Below are 17,007 nucleotides of genomic sequence, written 5' to 3'. Positions count from 1 at the left end.
TGACCTGCATAATCCCGGTGGCACAACCAGCCAGCCATCGTGATCAAAGCCGGAAAACTCCAGCTTCCGGCGGTCCAAGGTTCGGTCTCAGTGCAGTGGCTTGAAACAAACAAGGTCTGTCTTATTTCGGGATTGGGTGTCCCCTCTCCGGAACCCCCTAGGCATTCCCAATTCAGCTCGCGCCCTTAAAGCGCGAGCTTTTTTTGTTGGCGACGCTAACCATCTTGCGAAGAGATTATATTCAATGCCACCCGCAAAGGATACAATCAGCGGGCAGCAGCATCATTATGGTCGTGGCTGGAGCAGTCGTTGCCGCCTACTTATTCGCGTTCGTATCTGCCTTGACGTAATCGTCCCCGCTCACGTTCCTGCTCACCAAGCAGTCGAATATAGCGCGAACGTAACTCTGCACTCGGCATAGCGCCATCGATCCATCTCTCTACCCACTCTAGAAAGAGTGGGTCTTCCTCAAAGCCGAAGCCATAGGCCAGATACTTCTCACGAATGCGGTTAAACAGGGCGCGGCGGTGTTCGGGAGACTGATTCATGTCCTGCGATATAGCTGGCGCAGACGAGTCGCACGAGACCCACGCATTCATGGATAGAAATTATGAGACGGTTGCACCAATGACTTTCGGTTGCTACCTAAATCCTTGCCGTCACTCCCAAAGTGGTATGGCCGTCGCAGGGGAGAGCTGAAATCAAAGCCGGTTCTCCCCTCTTCGCCAAGCCCCCGTCGCGCGGGTCTATGCGGCTTCCACTCTCCAGATCCAAGATAGCGATCCAACAAACGTATGGTATTGGTATTCTATCGCCGCTCGATGGCTTGCAGAGCAAAAAAGGGACCGCGCCACCTCAATGGAACGGTCCTTTTTTTGATCAGGCATTTGCGATCCCGAAACCAGCAATCGCCAAATAGATGCCGAACATGATGATCGCGAAAATTGCGAGGGCGATGATGAAGCCCTTACCCATCTGCGCTCGCTTACGTTTTTCGGCAGGTGGATCGCGTCTTGGCGAAACGCCGATGGGTGTATTGTCGGTCATTGTATGGTCCTCCAGAATTCGATGGACAACAGATGGAGTTCCGCAAAGTTCCGGGTAGACAGTTTGTCGAAGTAGCGATCGAGCGGGAAATCACCCGGTAATAACCCACGATGTTTCGTGCCACCTTGATAGCGCAAATGCCGATACAAAGACTGGATTTACCCGCGTCCCAGTCATCCAAAACTGCCACGATCGCCGCTCCGATGGCGGAGGCGGGCGACCGCCGGACACTGGGAGACTGAGAAGCACATGTTGCAATGACCGAGCAATCCTTGAACCATTGGGCACAACGCCAACGCGCGACTTCGCAAGTTGACCGGTTGAGTGACTAGACTTGCCAACGCTGGGCGGCTTTACGGCACATACCATGTTCACATTGGGCCGGAATCCAACAACCTTCTCGTCAAGCTCTTGAACAGATTGGAACCGTCTACCATGCGTTGCCCTGCTATGATGTCACCGCCGTTGTCGCCAACATCAGCGCTGCGGGGACGGCGCAGCGACGCGCCATCTAGGCGAAATGCCCGTCATTGTGAGTAATGCCCTTCCAGGGCGATGTCCGCGTTCGCCAGTAGACCGGAAGCCCAGTTTTTGTAGCAGATTCCAGGACGCTGCGTTTTCCAATCTACATTCAGCAATGATTTCCAGCCCGTCGTACAATCGCGTCAGCTCAGCTATCACTGCAGAAGTCGCCTCATGCGCGTACCCTAGTCCCTGAAAGCGGGTGCCAACCCAGTAGCCAATCTCGAGACGATCTTGCTTGCGCAGATGGATTCCGACGGTTCCGACCAAATCCTCACCGAGCCATGCACCGAGAAAACAGTTGTTCTCGTCTTGGGTGCGAAGGAGATGCAGCGCGTCAAGCTCGGTGAATGGTGTCGGAAGAAACTCGACGACATCTGTGATCGAAGGATCGTCAGTCAGCCGTTGAAACGCACTGACATCACCGTCGAGTAGCGGGGTGATCTTTAGACGAGCTGTCGAGATCAGAGGGAAATCTGAAAGAGACTTTATCATGGTCATAAACCGCCATTCGCGGAAAATGCTTCAACCGGGTCGCAGGAAGATCAAGACGCCCCCGCGAACTGCTCTGGATTGCCGATTGTTTGCTAATCCAGTCGACGCGCTACTTATTCCCCTACCGCGCCACCGACATATCGTCACGTAAACCCGACGACCGCGTGGGGGATATAGTTACTTTCAAGGGCGTCGATTTCGGCGGTGCTGAGACTGACGGCAAGCGCAGCGACAGCATCATCCAGATGCTGCAACTTGGTTGCGCCGATGATGGGCGCCGTGATTTCTGATTTCGCCAGAACCCATGCGAGTGCGATCTGCGCTCTGGAAATTCCTCTCTCCTGGGCAATCGACGCAACTGTCGCCACCACCCGTCTGTCGGCCTCCTCGGTGGTCTGAGTATAAAGGCCTTTGCCAATCTCATCGGTTTCGGATCGATTGCTCTGCTCGCTCCAGTCGCGGGTCAGACGACCACGTGCAAGGGGGCTCCACGGTATGACACCAATACCTTCTGCGTTGCAGAGCGGCAGCATTTCCCTCTCCTCCTCGCGGTAGAGTAGGTTCACATGGTTCTGCATGGAGACGAACCTTGTCCATCCGTTCGCCTTCGATACCACCAGCATTTTTGAGAATTGCCACGCGTACATGGACGACGCACCGAGGTAACGGGCTTTGCCGGCTTTGACGACGTCATGCAATGCTTCCAGCGTTTCCTCGATCGGCGTGTGATGGTCAAACCGGTGGATCTGGTAGAGGTCGACATAGTCGGTCCCCAACCGCTTCAGGCTGGCGTCGATCTCTGAAAGAATGGCTTTGCGGGATAAGCCGGCACCATTTGGTCCGGGCTTCATCCGGCCGTTGACCTTCGTGGCGATGACAATGTCGTCTCTTGCAGAATAGTCTCTGATCGCGCGACCGAGAATTTCCTCGCTCGTCCCATCGGAATAGACATTGGCGGTATCGAAGAAGTTGATCCCCAATTCGATCGCTTTGCGGAGGAATGGGCGACTTTCATCTTCCGTCAGTGTCCATGGATGACTTCCCCGATCGGGCTCGCCATAGCTCATGCACCCAAGGCAGAGCCGGGAAACCTCAAGGCCGGTATTTCCAAGGCGCGTGTATTCCATGACGATCTCCATTCTGCGGCGAAAACGTATGTATCGGGGTCCTTGCAGGCGGCGGGCTGCCCCACATCCAGCTCAAGCGCTTATGCCGCCATCGACGAGAATGCCCGAGCCTGTGATATAACTGGCGCCCGGTCCGGCGAGGAAGGCGACGGCCTCGGCGACCTCTCGAGTGCGACCGTAGCGGGCAATCGACAGGCTCGGCAGGATAGCAGGAGCCAAGGCGCCGTTGGCCGGGTTCATGTCGGTGTCGATCGGGCCAGGCCGGACCAGATTGACGGTTATCTCCCGCGAACCCAGCTCGCGCGCGAGACCACGTGTGAAGCTTTCCAGGGCGGACTTCGTCGCTGCATAGACCGCAATCCCGGCGAATGGGACAGCCAGGCCTGCATTGCTGCCGGTACTGATGATGCGGCCTCCATCCGGGAGGTGTTTGAGTGCCGCCTGCGTCATCAAGAAGACGCCGCGAACATTGACGTCCAGCTGTAGTTGAATCTCCTCCAGCGGCTGGGTGGCAAAGTCGCCGGCGAACAGTATGCCGGCATTGTTGACCAAAATGTCGAGGCCGCCGAGGTCAGCGACAGTCCGGTCGACAGTGGCCCCCGCGGTCTCGGCGCTCGCGGCGTCGGCCTGGATGGCGACAGCTTTGCGGCCCATCGCGCGGATCTCTGCGGCGAGTGCTTCGGCCTTTTCTGCCGACTTCTCATAGGTGATCGCGACATCGGCGCCATCCTCGGCCAGCTTCAACGCGATGGCCGCACCGATACCGCGTGCTGCACCGGTCACGAGTGCTCGCTTCCCAGCAAGAGGAAGGTTGGGGGTGATGTCCATGGACGGTTACCTCGAAATGTTGGGTTTGAAACTGTGGGGAGATGATTGTGTGCTGATGGCAGGCGAGCCATAGGGAGCGGTCTTGCCCTCAACGGCACTGCCGAGGAGCGAAGCCGCCGAGTTGTGCGCTCATCGGACGACCTCTTTCTTCGGTCCGAGGTCGGCAGAAAGCCAACCTGCAATGAGAAGACAAAGACCGATCGCGACTGCTGCAACGCTGTAGGCGTGGCCGATGGATCGCACATCGGTCGATGAGCCCAGGATCGAAAAGAACAATCCGCCGATCAGAGCTGTCGCTAAAGCGCCGCCAATCTGAAGCATGGAATTGACCAGGCCGGACGCCAAACCGGACTGCGTTGGATCAACCCGCTGGACGACTGTCCTCACGAGATTTGGAAGCGCTATTCCTTGTCCTGCACCAACGATGAACAATGCAACGAAGAGGAATTCCGGCGCCCCGAACGAGATAAGAGCTGCCGTGCCGAACAATCCGGCCGCTTCCAGGGACATGCCCGCGGCAGTGGAATATCGACCGAAAAGGCGGAAAATGTGCCCACTCGCGAATGGTCCCAAGATGAAGCCGACCGCCGCCGGAAGGATTGCAAGTCCGGCCTCGAATGGTGTGCGACCAAGGCCGCCCTGTTGATAGACCGAAAATGTCAGCCAGAAGGCAGCAAAGGCATAGAAGAACAATGCTGCGAGCAGCCCACGCTTCAATCCCGGAACCCGAAGAAGGCGTGGTGCGAGGATCGGATCTCTTCCAGTCGCCTCCACCTTCTGCTCGTAATGCCAAAACAGGAATAGAAGCGGAAGCGAAGCGGCAAGCATCAGGAGTGACCAGATTGGCCAGCCATGCTCACGGCCCTCGATGAGCGGCCAGATCAGTGCACAAAGCGCGAGTGCAATCAGCACTGCTCCGCCAAGATCCAGTTTGCTTGCATTCTCAGATCGCGTCTCGCGCAGGACCATCACCGCGGACGGCGCAGCTACTGCGATCACCGGAAGGTTGATGAGGAAGATGGCCCGCCATCCCAGCCCAACAATATCGAGAGCAATCAGAGCGCCACCGAGGAACAGCCCCGCCATCGATGCGATGCCGAATGTCAGCGCGTAGAAGCTGAGAGCCTTTGATTTCTCGTGCTCGGGAAAGATTGCGTTGATGGAGGCCAAAGCCTGCGGCGCCATGATCGCTGCAGCAAACCCCTGAAGGATCCGGCCGAAAACCAGTGCCGCGGGTGACCAGGCAAAGCCGCATAAAGCGGAGGCGGCTGCGAACGCGCCCATCCCTGCCAGGAAGACATTCCGGCGACCATACAAATCACCGAGCCTTCCACCAGTGATCAGCATGACGGCATAGGTGGTGGCGTAGGCTGAGATGATCAGTTGCATGGTCGATACGGAGGCGTGGAAATCCTCACGGATCGAGGGCAGCGCCACGTTGACGATGAAGAAATCCAGAGGCGGCAGAAACGCCCCAGTCAACAGGATCACCAGTGCGGTCCATCTGCGCGGATCAGTGGCTTGCTCAAGATTACGGACATGTTCCAAAACTCTCTCCATGTCGATTGGCAAAGCCAATCAATCGGCTCGTACAAATGCGTTATTTCGGAACCATTTGGTTCCTAATTGAAGTCAGCCAAGCGGTTTCAATGCGAAGTCGACCATCGCCCTGGTGGCGTCGCGATCCGCTCCCGCCTTCCCCAGAACTCTCATTCCTTGGATCTGGCAGACGAGGAACCTCGCCAGCGTTCGCTCGTCTAGTTCAGCGTCAATCTCACCGAACGCTTGAGCTCGGATGATCGCGGCCGCGTACAAATCCTGCAGTCGCCGAAACAGGCGCCCAATTCGAGCGGAAACCTCTTCGTCCGCAGGAAGCATTTCGACCGCAGACAACACGACAAAGCATCCACGCAGCCCGACCGTGCCGGAGGACTCTTCAACTTGCCGCGAAAACGCTTCTTTGATTGCGGCTTTAGGGGACTGGTTGGAATGCAGGATTTCCCCGGTTTTGCGAATGGCATCTTCAATGTAGACATCGAGCGCACGGAGATAGACACCCCGCTTGTCCACAAACGCCTTGTAGAAGCTGCCCCTCGATAGCTCCATGCCTTCGAGCAGGTCGGGCAAAGACGCGTCGTGATAGCCACGATCCCAGAAGACACCCATTGCCTTGCGAACTGCGTCATCGAGTTCGAATTCGCGTGGGCGTCCGGCGGACGGAGATGTCTGAGTGTGCTTAACCATGAAAGAAATATGGAACCATTCAGTTCCTATTGCAAGCGGTATTTCCTGACGCTAGCTAGATGGTCTTGATTTTATGGCGTCGCCCCACAACCGGGCCGCCTGTCTCCAGCAAGAAAAGTGCAGAACGATGGATCGAGAAGTCATTATCCCGGACGAAATGCGCGAGATCGTCGCCCGCGCAGGATATGCCCCGGCGGTCAAGGTCGGCGATACGATTTATGTCGTCGGGCAAGTCGGCCGCACCAGGGACCTGCAGGTGATCGACGACCCACAAGAGCAGTTCCGCGCCATGTGGGAAAACCTCCGCATCGTACTCGAGGCCGCAAACTGCACCTTCGACGACGTGGTGGAGATGACCAGCTATCATGTGGAGATGTCGAAGCACATGGATACCTTCCGGTCGGCGAAAAACGAAGTTTTTCCGAAAGGAATATACGCATGGACTCGCATCGGCGTATCCGAACTCGCACATCCTGGCTTACTGGCCGAGGTGAAATGTGTCGCCGTGAAGCGATAGCAGTTAGGGTCACACCGCTCGGCGAGCGGGGCGAGAGCTATACTAGCTGGAATGGGGCCCCCAAAAGCTCTTGAACAGAACGAACCACCGACATCAGCGATATCTGGCTAAGTGCCACTAAATTCTGCGATCAAATTCTGACTGTCGTTCGTAACAAACGATGGGCGCGCGCGTTCTTCAGTCGCACTGGAGAACAAACTATGCAATCCGTAAGGTCTGCCGATAACGTCAAGACTACGTCGACAACGGAACTCGCGCCCGAACGGGCATTCTGGCCGAAAACTCTGATCACACCACCAGTTGCACCTACAGCGCTTTGGACCATCGAACGGGGCATGTCGCCTGTTATCGCAACTGCGATCCATGAGGGACACTCTACACGACTGAACCTACAGCCTTTATTCGGCTTGGATGATCACGACCGGTTACGGGAGGAGGATCCCTACACCGAGTTCACCATTCGCGATGTTCCCAATCGCATCGTCTTTCATCGCTCGCGTTTCGAAGTGGACATCAATCGCAATCGCGAGGGCGCCATATATCTGACGCCAGAACAGGCATGGGGTTTGAATGTGTGGGCAGGAGCACTTGCGGACGACGAGATAGAAGCCTCCCTACGTACCCATGACGCCTATTACAATATGCTGCTGGCTTTCCTGAAGGGTATCGAGCGCCAGTTCGGCCGGTTTGTCGCTCTCGACATCCACAGCTACAATCATCGCCGTGACGGGCCAACCGCTCGACCTACACCGCCGGAGCAGGCACCGGACATCAATATAGGCACATCCTCAATGGACCGCGGGCGCTGGGCGACGGTCGTCGATGCACTCATCGCCCATTTCCGATCGCATACGATCAATGGCAGCCCGCTGGACGTACGCGAAAACGTCGCCTTCCAGGGCAAGGGCGAACAGACGCGGTTCATCCACGAACATTTTCCCAAAACGGGCTGCGCAATCGCGGTCGAATTCAAGAAGTTTTTCATGGATGAATGGACGGGTGAACCGGATACCGATGTCCTCGACCAGCTTCGCCAGATCGTTGCAACAGCCGTCCCGATACTCGAGAAGACACTCGCGAGCCAGCCATGACCCACGCCTCGTCGGAAACTCGCAGCAGTGACGACAGCTGGCTCGACGAGATCGTATCGTGCCTTGCCGATGGCAAGTCGATCCGGCGCGACCTGCCCGGCGGAGGGCGGCTGCATATCGACCGGCCGCTTCCCTTCCTTTGCGTCCATATCGCCGCGGACGGGGCAGAACCGGCAGCGCGTGACATCGCGCAGGCAAATGCGTCCTATCTCATTGCTCCGCATGCGGCGTCCGCGATCATGGTGATCGAGGCGATCGAGGCTCCGCTGCGCAAACAGTTCGGCGCATTCATCCTGTTCGACATCGGCGAGTTGAAGCAGGATCGGTTTCTGACCGACGATGCGCCTTTCCTGCCTCCATTCGAGATTGCCATATGGGCGAGCGCCGACATGGCGGAGGCGGCTGAAATCTTCTCCGCCGCGATAAGCGACAGCGAGGCAAGGTTTCGAACGCCGCGAGTCGAACGCGCGGAAGCGCCTCCGGCGCGCGAAGATAAGGCGTTGGGGCGTGACATCGGCTGTTCGACACTTGCCGTCAGGTTTGCCCCCGTCTACCGGCAACCCGGCAGCGACCAGATTTATCCGGAACTTCACGACCAATTGGTATCGGTCCTGTTCGACGCGGGTCTGCGAGCCATCGCGCGTTTCGTCGAAGCTGGAAAAATCCTCCAGCCGAAGACGCATCGGGCACTCGGACGCAGAGCCTTCGTGGATGCGGTCTCGCGTGTCGACCGAAGCATTGACGAGGTGGCCTCGACATTCGATTTCCTGCTGGCTGTGACGCCCATCAATGCCGAGTCGGCTTTCGAAGCCTTCAAGCAAGAGGGCCATCAACCCGTCTTTCTGTACCGTCCTCTCGCCCTGCAGGTCGAGGCGGCAAAACGGAAGCTCTTTTCGATTTCCTTCGACCATCTCGAAGACCCGGTCCTGCACCAGCTTTATCGCGAAAAACAACAGGAACTTGATCTTCAGCTCTCGCTCCTTTCCTCCCGCCAGAAACCGCAGTTTGTCGAATTCGGACGGGCGCTGTACGGCCCGGTGGAGCCCCTTCTGCTGCGCGAGGCGCAGATCATTCTGTCGCAGCTTACCAATACGGAACCGAGCGGCGATGACGATGGGGGGGCACAGGACCGGATGGCCGACTGCTTTCAGGTGGAACGACGTGCTCGCACGATGATTTCCGCCTATCATCGCCGGCTGAAGGAGTTCGACGTCTCCGTCGAGCTTCGCGACGATCTGCCGTCCGGCCTCATCGTATCTGGCCATCGGCTGTTGATCGCGCGCAGCACCGTGATGGACCTGGCCCGGGTCGAGCCGCTGCTGTCGCATGAGATCGGTGTCCACCTGCTGACCTATTTCAACGGATCGGCTCAGGGCCTGCGGCTGTTTCGCTCCGGCCTTGCGGGATATGAGGGCATGCAAGAAGGTCTGGCCGTTTTCGCCGAATACCTGTCGGGCGGCATGACGCCGGCACGCTTGAGGCTGATTGCCGGACGGGTGGTCGGATGTGCGTCCATGCTGGACGGAGCAACCTTTTCCGAGACCTATTCTCTTCTTGTCGAGAAGCATAATTTTACGCCGCCGGCCGCGTTCAATCTCGTTCTGCGGCTTTATCGCGGCGGCGGGCTGGCGAAGGATGCGATCTATCTGCGCGGACTGCTTGCACTGCTCGATCACCTGCGCACCGGTGGAGCACTCGAACCCTTCTGGATGGGCAAGATAGCCGCCTCGCATTTCGGTGTGATGCAGGAGTTGGCAGAGCGCGGCCTGCTGCGCCTACCGGCGGTTCGTCCCCTCTTTCTCGAAACCGAAGACGGTCGCACCCGACTGGCACGCGCCAGAGACGGCATGCGTCCTCTCGACATGATTCAACGACAGGAGACGTGATGCGGATTGCATTTTTTGTGAACGCGATTGCCGATGAGGCCGCATTCTATACGACGACCGCGCTTGCGCTTGCCGCAATCGCCCGCGGCCACGAGGTTTGCTACCTGACACCCGGCGATTTCGTGTTGCGCCCCGATGATAGTCTGATGGTGCGCGCGACCACTGTCAAAAAAGGCAAGACCAGGAAGCCTGATGCATTCATAGAAGCGTTGCAGGGCGAGCAGGCTGAGACCCAGACGATGCCAATCGAGGAGATTGACGTCCTGTTCCTGCGGAATGACCCCTCGCAGGATGCCGATGAGCGGCCTTGGGCGGCCCATGCCGGCATCATCTTCGGTCGTCTGGCGGCCGAACGCGGCGTGCTGACGCTCAATGACCCTGACGGCCTCGCCCGCGCGCAAAATAAGCTCTATTTCCAAGGCTTCCCTGAGGCCATTCGCCCAACGACCCTTATCTCGAAAAGCATCGAGGAGATCCGCGCCTTTATCGACGAGCAGAAACAGGGTGCCATCCTCAAGCCGCTGCAAGGTTCCGGCGGAAAAAACGTCTTCAAGATCGCTTCCAGCAAGGAAGCCAATCTCAACCAGATATTCGAGGCCGTCAGCGGTGAGGGATACCTGATCGCGCAAGGCTATCTTCCCGACGCGACCGCCGGCGACATTCGTCTTTTCCTTATGAACGGTCGCCCGCTGCAGCGGGACGGCGCCTACGCGGCGATGCGTCGTGTTCCGGCGAAGGGCGAGGTGCGCTCCAACATGCATGCTGCTGGCACTGCGGCAACAGCCGAGATCACACCCGAAATTCTTGCAGTGGCGGAGATGGTTCGCCCTAAACTGATCGAAGATGGCATGTTTCTGGTCGGGCTAGACATCGTTGGTGACAAGATCCTCGAGATCAACGTCTTCACGCCGGGCGGCCTTCCGGATATTGCCGAGCTTCACGGCGTGGACCTTTCGGTCGACGTCATCCTTGCGCTGGAACAGAAGGTCGAAATCCGGAAAAATTACGCGGGTCAGATCAATAATCGTGCTCTCGCCACGCTGTAAGGTGCCTGATATCCTTCGTAGATCGATCACTGCGGTCTTGATGGGAATCGAACCGTTGCGCGCACCCAGGACCAACTAAGCATCTAATTGCGTACGAGTAACTACCGACTGTGATTTGAATTGCGCCGAGCAACCAGCCTCCTTTTCATTCGCGGTTTCGAGAGTGAGCAATTACTACGACCAAGCCTTGTAATCGAATATATTAGCACGACCTATAGTGCAGCGACGGCTTGTCTTCAGGGCGCTGTCGCCAAGGGCGCAAATCCTTGCCCCAAGTAAAGGAGGACAGCATGTCTTCCAATCCACCCACAGCAGCGCAGATCGACAACGACGGCTTCAAGCTGATCCGGCACGTCTTGAGGACCGCCGGTCTTCGTGGCGTCGAAACCGATGCGAGTTCGAATATGAAGCGCGAAGCACTGATCTTTCTCACCTCCGAGTTTCGCGATGGGGTCAGGACCAAAGCCAGCCTATTGGACGCGCTCACTCGGCGCAGCCTGTCTTCAACGGTCGGCGCCCGGTTCGGCCGTTTTTCGAAAGAAGATGCCATCGACCGGTGGCGGGACGAAGGTGGGCGTTGATGGGTATCAGTTTTCCGAATGACGCTCGAAGTTTCGATGACAAGAACCGCTGTGTTCGATTTAGCGGGTACGACGGGATGTTCGAGGTCAAATTCTATCTCGCGACCGACGTACTCGCCTGTAGGAAAGCGCACAGATACGCCAGCGAGAGCGACTACCTGACCTCGTTCGATGCGTTACGACCGAGAATTATAAAAGTGGCCACAAATGCTTACTTGAAAGCGCAATCAAGTTCTATCTCCCTGAGTTTGCAGGATTTCAGTTGAGCAGACTATCTTCTTAAAGGATATGATCATGCACCAGCCAACCATTCCAGGAACAAGCTCACCCGGCACAGCGAAATTGGTTCTGGTCAGCGACTTCGCAAGACGGTTTCGGCTTGATCGGGTCGAGGAGAACAGATTACGGAAGCTTCTCGGACCAATCGCCAGAGAGACAGATCTTCTCAGAAACGCAGGCCGATAGGCGCGGATTTTGAAGGATTGGTTCGCCGTTACACGACGGATCGCATTTTCACTTTGACAGCCGCGAGTGCGATGACCTTGCAGGACTTCGTGATTCTGACAGCGCATCGGGCTGGAAATAGCTCCCAAAACCGGGCGCCTTGCAAATCATGAAGGCGCGATGCGGATCACGGCTTCACTAGACAGTTCCCTCTCAAAAAAACGGATCTCAGCCATGAAGACCACTATAAAAACGGTCACCATCGAGCGACCGTTCCAACTGCCTCGGATGGCCGAACCACATCCGCCAGGGACGTTCGAGCTCCAAATCGACGAGGAACCTCTCGATGTGGTGTGGGAAGCCTATCACCGAACGATGACGCTGTTCCTGACCTCGGATGGCCTGACCGAGGCATGGCCGGTGTCTGAAGAAGAACTCGACAAGGCGATGGCGTCGTATTGATTCTGACCATCTCTTTTGGCCGTCTCACACAAGAGCCTGCGCCACCGATAAAGCAGATTGGGCGCGACGCCATGGCGGCGAGCAGCGGAAGATACCGTCTCGCCTGGTTCGAAACTCTGCTCAATGATCGTCAGCTTTTGCTCGGTTGTCCACCGCCTGCGGCGGACATCACCCGTCAGTAATTCGACGTGTCGATACTCGTTAGACATAAGCCTGTTCTCAAGCCTGTGCTTGAGCCTTTCTGCTTATGCCGACTGTCCGGTCGAAAGTGGGGGCACTTCACGCTGGCAGTCATTTTCTTAAACTCGTCGCGAATGAGTTAAGCGCAACAGATAATGATCTGCCGTGCGAGTTTAGTGTCGTTGGGCGGCCACAACATTAAGCCGCAATGTCTCTTCAGCTCATGACGCCGCGCCGATGCGGCTGTGTCATTGGCGCGTTCGCCGACATTCGTGGCACTCAATCATTCTCAGAAATAATTCCGTTTAAGAGGCAAGCCTTGTGAGGCTTGAAGTGTTCTTTTGAATTCATCACACCGAAATTCCCGCCCATCGACAATCGGGCCTGCAAAGGCTCGCCTGACCGCAACCGAAACTCCTAACTGGCAGAGCCTGACCAAGCGATATGAGCAATACCTCGCTCTGGCGCGGGAAACTGCCCAGGCGGGAGACAGAATCGAGGCGGAGAACCTCTATCAGCATGCAGAACACTTCTATCGGACGGCAGCCCTCCAGAAAGCGCGCAAGCAACAATTAACATGAAGTCAGTTGAAACCGGCCGCAGGACTTTCAAGAAAAAGCTTGGCTACAGATCCTCACGAGATATCGCAATCCGTATGCTGGCAACGGCATACACGAGGTAACTGGCACAGCTACCCTTTCGTCAGCCCCTGGACGCTGGCTTAGCTGACGGTTGATTTCGTCTTCTGGTGGGGCATGACTTTGATCATTCCGGCGGCGGGGCTTCTGCTTCGGCTACTCATGATCCAACTGCGACCACTGCGCCTTGTTCGACCGCCGGCGCGTCAATGATTGAACAGGCTAAGTGCTCGGTATCGCCACTCTCACGCCTTATGACTCCGTTGAGAGTCAAGGATGTTTATGGTGGCCAGAAACGCAAATATTAGGCTGCAAAGGCAGGTATTTCAGCGCACAAGCCTAGTCAAAACCGCCTGTCGCTCCATGTACTGTTTACGCTGTTCTTGTGCATTAGCAACGCCCTCGTGAGCGGATGCTGGCGGTCCTACGAAATATCTTGCTGGACTGGTGCTTAGCACAACAGAGAACAATCCAATGCGTATAGCGCAAGTCGCACCACTAGCGGAAGCAGTTCCGCCCAAACTCTATGGCGGCACCGAGCGCGTCGTCTCCTGGCTCACGGAAGAACTTGTCGAGCAGGGTCACGATGTTACATTGTTTGCCAGCGCAGACTCAGAAACCTCTGCTGAACTCGTGCGGGCCGTGCCTCAGGGCTTGCGCCTGGCGGGCATACGGGATCACACCGCAAGTCTCCTCGTGATGCTGGAAGAGGTTCGCCGCCGGGCTTCGTCATTCGACGTCATCCACTTCCATGTCGATCTGCTTCAGTTTCCCAGCTTTCGAGATTCTTCGACACGGTGTTTGACGACGTTACACGGGAGGCTTGATCTGCCGGATTTTCATCCGGTCTACCGCGCTTTTCCGGAGATGCCGCTGGTCTCCATCTCCAATGATCAGCGTTTGCCGCTGCCAAACGCAAACTGGCTTGCCACCATTCAGCATGGACTTCCACAAGGACCTGCGCCGAAAAATATGCCAAAGCGTGATTATCTCGCCTTTCTGGGCCGAGTAGCGCCTGAGAAACGGCCGGACCGCGCAATCGAGATTGCAAAGCGAACCGGAATTCCGCTGAAGATTGCTGCAAAGGTCGATCCAACGGACCAAGACTACTTCGATCACGTCATTCGTCCGCAGCTCGACCACCCGCTGATCGAGTTCATCGGCGAGATCGGCGATCATGAGAAACGTGATTTCCTAGGAAACGCCATTGCCCTTCTCTTCCCAATTGATTGGCCTGAGCCATTCGGCTTGGTCATGATCGAGGCAATGAGAGAAGGCACGCCGACCATCGCTTGGCGGCGAGGGTCAGTTCCAGAGGTTATGGATGAGGGTTTGACTGGGTTTATCGTCGAAACGATCGAAGAAGCTGTCACAGCAGTTCATATGTCCATAACTCTTGACCGGATGGCGGTGCGGAAGCGGTTTGAACAGCGGTTCACATCTACCCGGATGGCATCGAACTACGTCGCCGAATACGAACGCCTGTCGAAACCGTCGCCAACAATGTTTCCAAATCACCGTCCACCTGAATATGGTCTTTCGACACCCGTAGGGCCACTGACTGCCGCGACAAATCCTTCCGCTGGCGCTAGCCTGGCTTCTATTTACCGGTCCGTCTCATGACGATGGATAGTGAAGCATCGAAGAATTTAGCGGAGGAGCTCGACACCGCTCGGTACGATCTTGTCGTGGAAACCTCTCTTGTCGGTGAGTCGCTCCAAAACCTGAAGGATGGGGACAGCTTTGTCGTCTTGAATAGCCACGGAGATATTGGCAGCACAAACACCGCAGAAGGCCTATTCTATCGGGATACGAGATTTCTCTCGAAATTAGAGCTTCGCTTTCAGGGGCGTAAGCTTTTGCTGCTCAATTCGTCCAGTTATGATGACAAGGCGGCGCTCTCCGTTGATCTTACAAACCCCGAGATCCAAGATGATTTGGGGACGCTTCCCCGAGAAACGATATTCCTGCAACGCACAAAATTCCTGTTCAAAGGCGTCTTTTACGAGCGGCTCAGCCTACGGAACTTCACGACCTCCGATCGCAAGTTAACGATTGATTATAGATTCGGTGCTGACTTCCGCGACTTGTTCGAAGTCCGCGGCCTAAACCGGGAGAAGCGGGGACGCGAGACGTCCCGCATAAGTGCGCCTGACAGAGTTGAGTTTCTGTACATGGGCCTTGATGGCGTGGAACGGCAAACCTCGATTGCCTTCGCGCCGGTTCCGAAATTCCTTGAGGCAAACCGGGCAACTTTTGAGCTCGCACTAAGACCGGGCGGGAAGACTTCAATATTTTTGACGGTTGCCTGCAAAGAAGGGGAACAGGCGCGTGTGCTGGATTTCTTCCGCGCCTACCGTGCGAGCCGTCGCGCCAGGCGCACCCAAACACGAGATATTGCGACCGTGGAGAGTTCAAGCGAGCTCTTCAACGAGGTCGCATGTCGTGCAACCTCTGACGTCTATATGCTGATCACCTCAACCCCATTCGGCTCCTATCCATATGCGGGGGTTCCCTGGTTCAGCACGATTTTTGGACGCGACGGAATTCTCACTGCAATGTTCATGCTGTGGATGGACCCCTCAATTGCGCGGGGCGTCCTGCGCACCCTAACTTCGATGCAGGCCAGTGAAGTCGACCCCTCATCGGATGCGCAGCCGGGCAAGATCCTTCACGAGATGCGCCGTGGCGAGATGGCTAATCTTGGCGAGGTTCCATTCGGTCGCTACTACGGAAGTGTCGATTCAACGCCTCTTTTTGTAATGCTTGCGGGGATGTATCTGGATGCCACGGGCGATTTGGAGACCGTAATCGAGTTGTGGCCCAACATCTGCGCTGCGTTGCGTTGGATGGACGACTATGGCGACCGTGACGGCGACGGTTATGTTGAATATCAAGCCGAGAGCAACGGTAGCCTCAAGAATCAAGGCTGGAAGGACTCCCACGACTCAATCTTCCACGAAGATGGTACCGACGCAGTTGGATCAATCGCTTTATGCGAGGTTCAGGGCTATGTATTCGCAGCCAAGCGGTTTGCAGCTCAGATGGCTGCACGGCTCGGGCACCACGATATGGCTACCGAACTAAAAGAAGCAGCTGAAAAACTGCGTATCCGTTTCGAAGCTGACTTCTGGGACGAGGACCTTGGGACTTACGTTATGGCGCTTGACGGGATGAAACGGCCCTGTCGCGTGCGAAGCTCTAACGCCGGACATGCACTGTTTTCCGGGATCGCTTCGCTCGATCATGCCAAACGGGTGGCGGCAACACTTTTGAGCAGGGATGGATTTAGCGGTTGGGGGATCCGGACGATTGCTCAGGGTGAAGCTCGATATAATCCTATGTCATACCATAACGGGTCCATATGGCCGCATGACAATGCCGCGATCGCAATCGGCTTTGCGCAATACGACCTTAAAGAGGAGGCGGCGCGCGTGTTCGAAGGTCTTTTTGACGCCGCCAAAGGGCAGGAGATGCGGCGTCTGCCTGAGTTATTTTGTGGCTTTATCCGGAAACCAGGTCGAGGTCCGACGCCGTATCCGGTTGCCTGCTCTCCGCAGGCATGGGCCGCTTCAGCCACCTTCGGAATTCTGGGGGCGTGTCTTGGTCTCGAGCAGGCTCACAGTGAGAATGAAATCCGCTTCCGTAAACCGACCATGCCACGATTCTTGGATGAGATTGTCCTGCGGAACGTTCAGATCGGCTCCTCTTCAGCCGATTTTCGAATGCACCGGTACGGAAACGACGTGGCAACGAATGTTCTGGATCGAAGGGGAGATGCCCAGATCCACATCGTTAAGTAGCGCGTTGGTGGTGGCATACTCTGGATCGTATTTCCGGTCAGTGTGGTGCTGCCATCAAATGTAGCGACAAGCCTACAATCCTGATCGTGGTAGAGC

At 56.5% G+C, this 17,007-nt stretch carries 16 protein-coding genes and 1 pseudogene; 10 read left to right on the top strand and 7 right to left on the bottom strand.

Going from position 1 to position 17,007, the window contains the following annotated elements; genetic code table 11:
* Nucleotides 1-879: 879 nt before the first annotated feature.
* The 6 genes from FHW37_RS33745 to FHW37_RS27435 form a co-directional block, all read right to left on the bottom strand.
* The gene (locus FHW37_RS33745; RefSeq protein WP_186458428.1) at nt 880-1,047 is read right to left on the bottom strand and encodes a hypothetical protein; all 168 of its coding nucleotides are present in this window, start codon (nt 1,045-1,047) and stop codon (nt 880-882) included.
* 477 nt (nt 1,048-1,524) lie between these two features.
* Complete coding sequence (locus FHW37_RS27455; RefSeq protein WP_145642180.1) at nt 1,525-2,070, bottom strand: GNAT family N-acetyltransferase; 546 nt, start codon at nt 2,068-2,070, stop codon at nt 1,525-1,527.
* Between the two features lie 137 nt (nt 2,071-2,207).
* Entirely contained in the window at nt 2,208-3,191 is a 984-nt protein-coding gene (locus FHW37_RS27450; protein ID WP_145642177.1) for an aldo/keto reductase, read from the bottom strand.
* A 72-nt stretch (nt 3,192-3,263) separates the two neighbouring features.
* Nucleotides 3,264-4,019 carry an SDR family oxidoreductase gene (locus FHW37_RS27445; protein ID WP_145642175.1) on the bottom strand — a complete coding sequence of 252 codons (756 nt, stop codon included), beginning with the start codon at nt 4,017-4,019 and terminating at the stop codon, nt 3,264-3,266.
* 129 nt (nt 4,020-4,148) lie between these two features.
* Nucleotides 4,149-5,579, bottom strand: a complete 1,431-nt coding sequence (locus FHW37_RS27440; RefSeq protein ID WP_145642236.1) for an MFS transporter — start codon at nt 5,577-5,579, stop codon at nt 4,149-4,151.
* Between the two features lie 72 nt (nt 5,580-5,651).
* Nucleotides 5,652-6,185, bottom strand: a complete 534-nt coding sequence (locus FHW37_RS27435) for a TetR/AcrR family transcriptional regulator (RefSeq protein WP_145642172.1) — start codon at nt 6,183-6,185, stop codon at nt 5,652-5,654.
* A gap of 205 nt (nt 6,186-6,390) precedes the next feature.
* On the opposite strand from FHW37_RS27435, the gene FHW37_RS27430 reads away from it, so the two are divergent.
* The 7 genes from FHW37_RS27430 (at nt 6,391) to FHW37_RS33740 (ending at nt 12,290) form a co-directional block, all read left to right on the top strand.
* Nucleotides 6,391-6,780: a RidA family protein gene (locus FHW37_RS27430; protein WP_145642170.1), complete on the top strand. Its 390-nt coding sequence runs from the start codon at nt 6,391-6,393 to the stop codon at nt 6,778-6,780.
* A gap of 284 nt (nt 6,781-7,064) precedes the next feature.
* The gene (locus tag FHW37_RS27425) at nt 7,065-7,871 is read left to right on the top strand and encodes an N-formylglutamate amidohydrolase (RefSeq protein ID WP_246690949.1); all 807 of its coding nucleotides are present in this window, start codon (nt 7,065-7,067) and stop codon (nt 7,869-7,871) included.
* A complete protein-coding gene (locus tag FHW37_RS27420; RefSeq protein ID WP_145642164.1) occupies nt 7,868-9,757 on the top strand; it encodes a flavohemoglobin expression-modulating QEGLA motif protein in 1,890 nt (629 codons plus the stop codon). The genes FHW37_RS27425 and FHW37_RS27420 overlap by 4 nt, the downstream gene beginning before the upstream one ends.
* Nucleotides 9,757-10,803, top strand: coding sequence for a glutathione synthase (locus FHW37_RS27415; RefSeq protein ID WP_145642161.1), 1,047 nt, complete (start codon nt 9,757-9,759; stop codon nt 10,801-10,803). The genes FHW37_RS27420 and FHW37_RS27415 overlap by 1 nt, the downstream gene beginning before the upstream one ends.
* A gap of 290 nt (nt 10,804-11,093) precedes the next feature.
* Nucleotides 11,094-11,384, top strand: a complete 291-nt coding sequence (locus FHW37_RS27410) for a hypothetical protein (RefSeq protein WP_145642158.1) — start codon at nt 11,094-11,096, stop codon at nt 11,382-11,384.
* The gene (locus FHW37_RS27405) at nt 11,384-11,650 is read left to right on the top strand and encodes a DUF1488 domain-containing protein (RefSeq protein WP_145642155.1); all 267 of its coding nucleotides are present in this window, start codon (nt 11,384-11,386) and stop codon (nt 11,648-11,650) included. The genes FHW37_RS27410 and FHW37_RS27405 overlap by 1 nt, the downstream gene beginning before the upstream one ends.
* Before the next feature lie 412 nt (nt 11,651-12,062).
* Nucleotides 12,063-12,290 carry a hypothetical protein gene (locus FHW37_RS33740; RefSeq protein ID WP_186458431.1) on the top strand — a complete coding sequence of 76 codons (228 nt, stop codon included), beginning with the start codon at nt 12,063-12,065 and terminating at the stop codon, nt 12,288-12,290.
* A gap of 32 nt (nt 12,291-12,322) precedes the next feature.
* Here the strand turns inward: FHW37_RS33740 and FHW37_RS27400 are convergent.
* Nucleotides 12,323-12,499 (bottom strand): annotated as a pseudogene (locus FHW37_RS27400) (transposase); the annotation flags it as partial.
* Between the two features lie 312 nt (nt 12,500-12,811).
* On the opposite strand from FHW37_RS27400, the gene FHW37_RS34710 reads away from it, so the two are divergent.
* The 3 genes from FHW37_RS34710 (at nt 12,812) to FHW37_RS27385 (ending at nt 16,911) form a co-directional block, all read left to right on the top strand.
* Entirely contained in the window at nt 12,812-13,051 is a 240-nt protein-coding gene (locus FHW37_RS34710) for a DUF4167 domain-containing protein (protein WP_145642152.1), read from the top strand.
* 531 nt (nt 13,052-13,582) lie between these two features.
* Nucleotides 13,583-14,731: a glycosyltransferase family 4 protein gene (locus FHW37_RS27390; RefSeq protein ID WP_145642149.1), complete on the top strand. Its 1,149-nt coding sequence runs from the start codon at nt 13,583-13,585 to the stop codon at nt 14,729-14,731.
* Nucleotides 14,728-16,911, top strand: a complete 2,184-nt coding sequence (locus tag FHW37_RS27385; protein ID WP_145642147.1) for an amylo-alpha-1,6-glucosidase — start codon at nt 14,728-14,730, stop codon at nt 16,909-16,911. Before FHW37_RS27390 ends, FHW37_RS27385 begins: the two co-directional genes overlap by 4 nt.
* The last annotated feature ends 96 nt before the right edge of the window (nt 16,912-17,007 follow it).

This window comes from Neorhizobium alkalisoli (genome assembly GCF_007829835.1).
GTDB lineage: Bacteria > Pseudomonadota > Alphaproteobacteria > Rhizobiales > Rhizobiaceae > Neorhizobium.
Note: the sequence above shows the minus strand (reverse complement) of the source record. Positions and strands in the feature narration are given on the sequence as shown.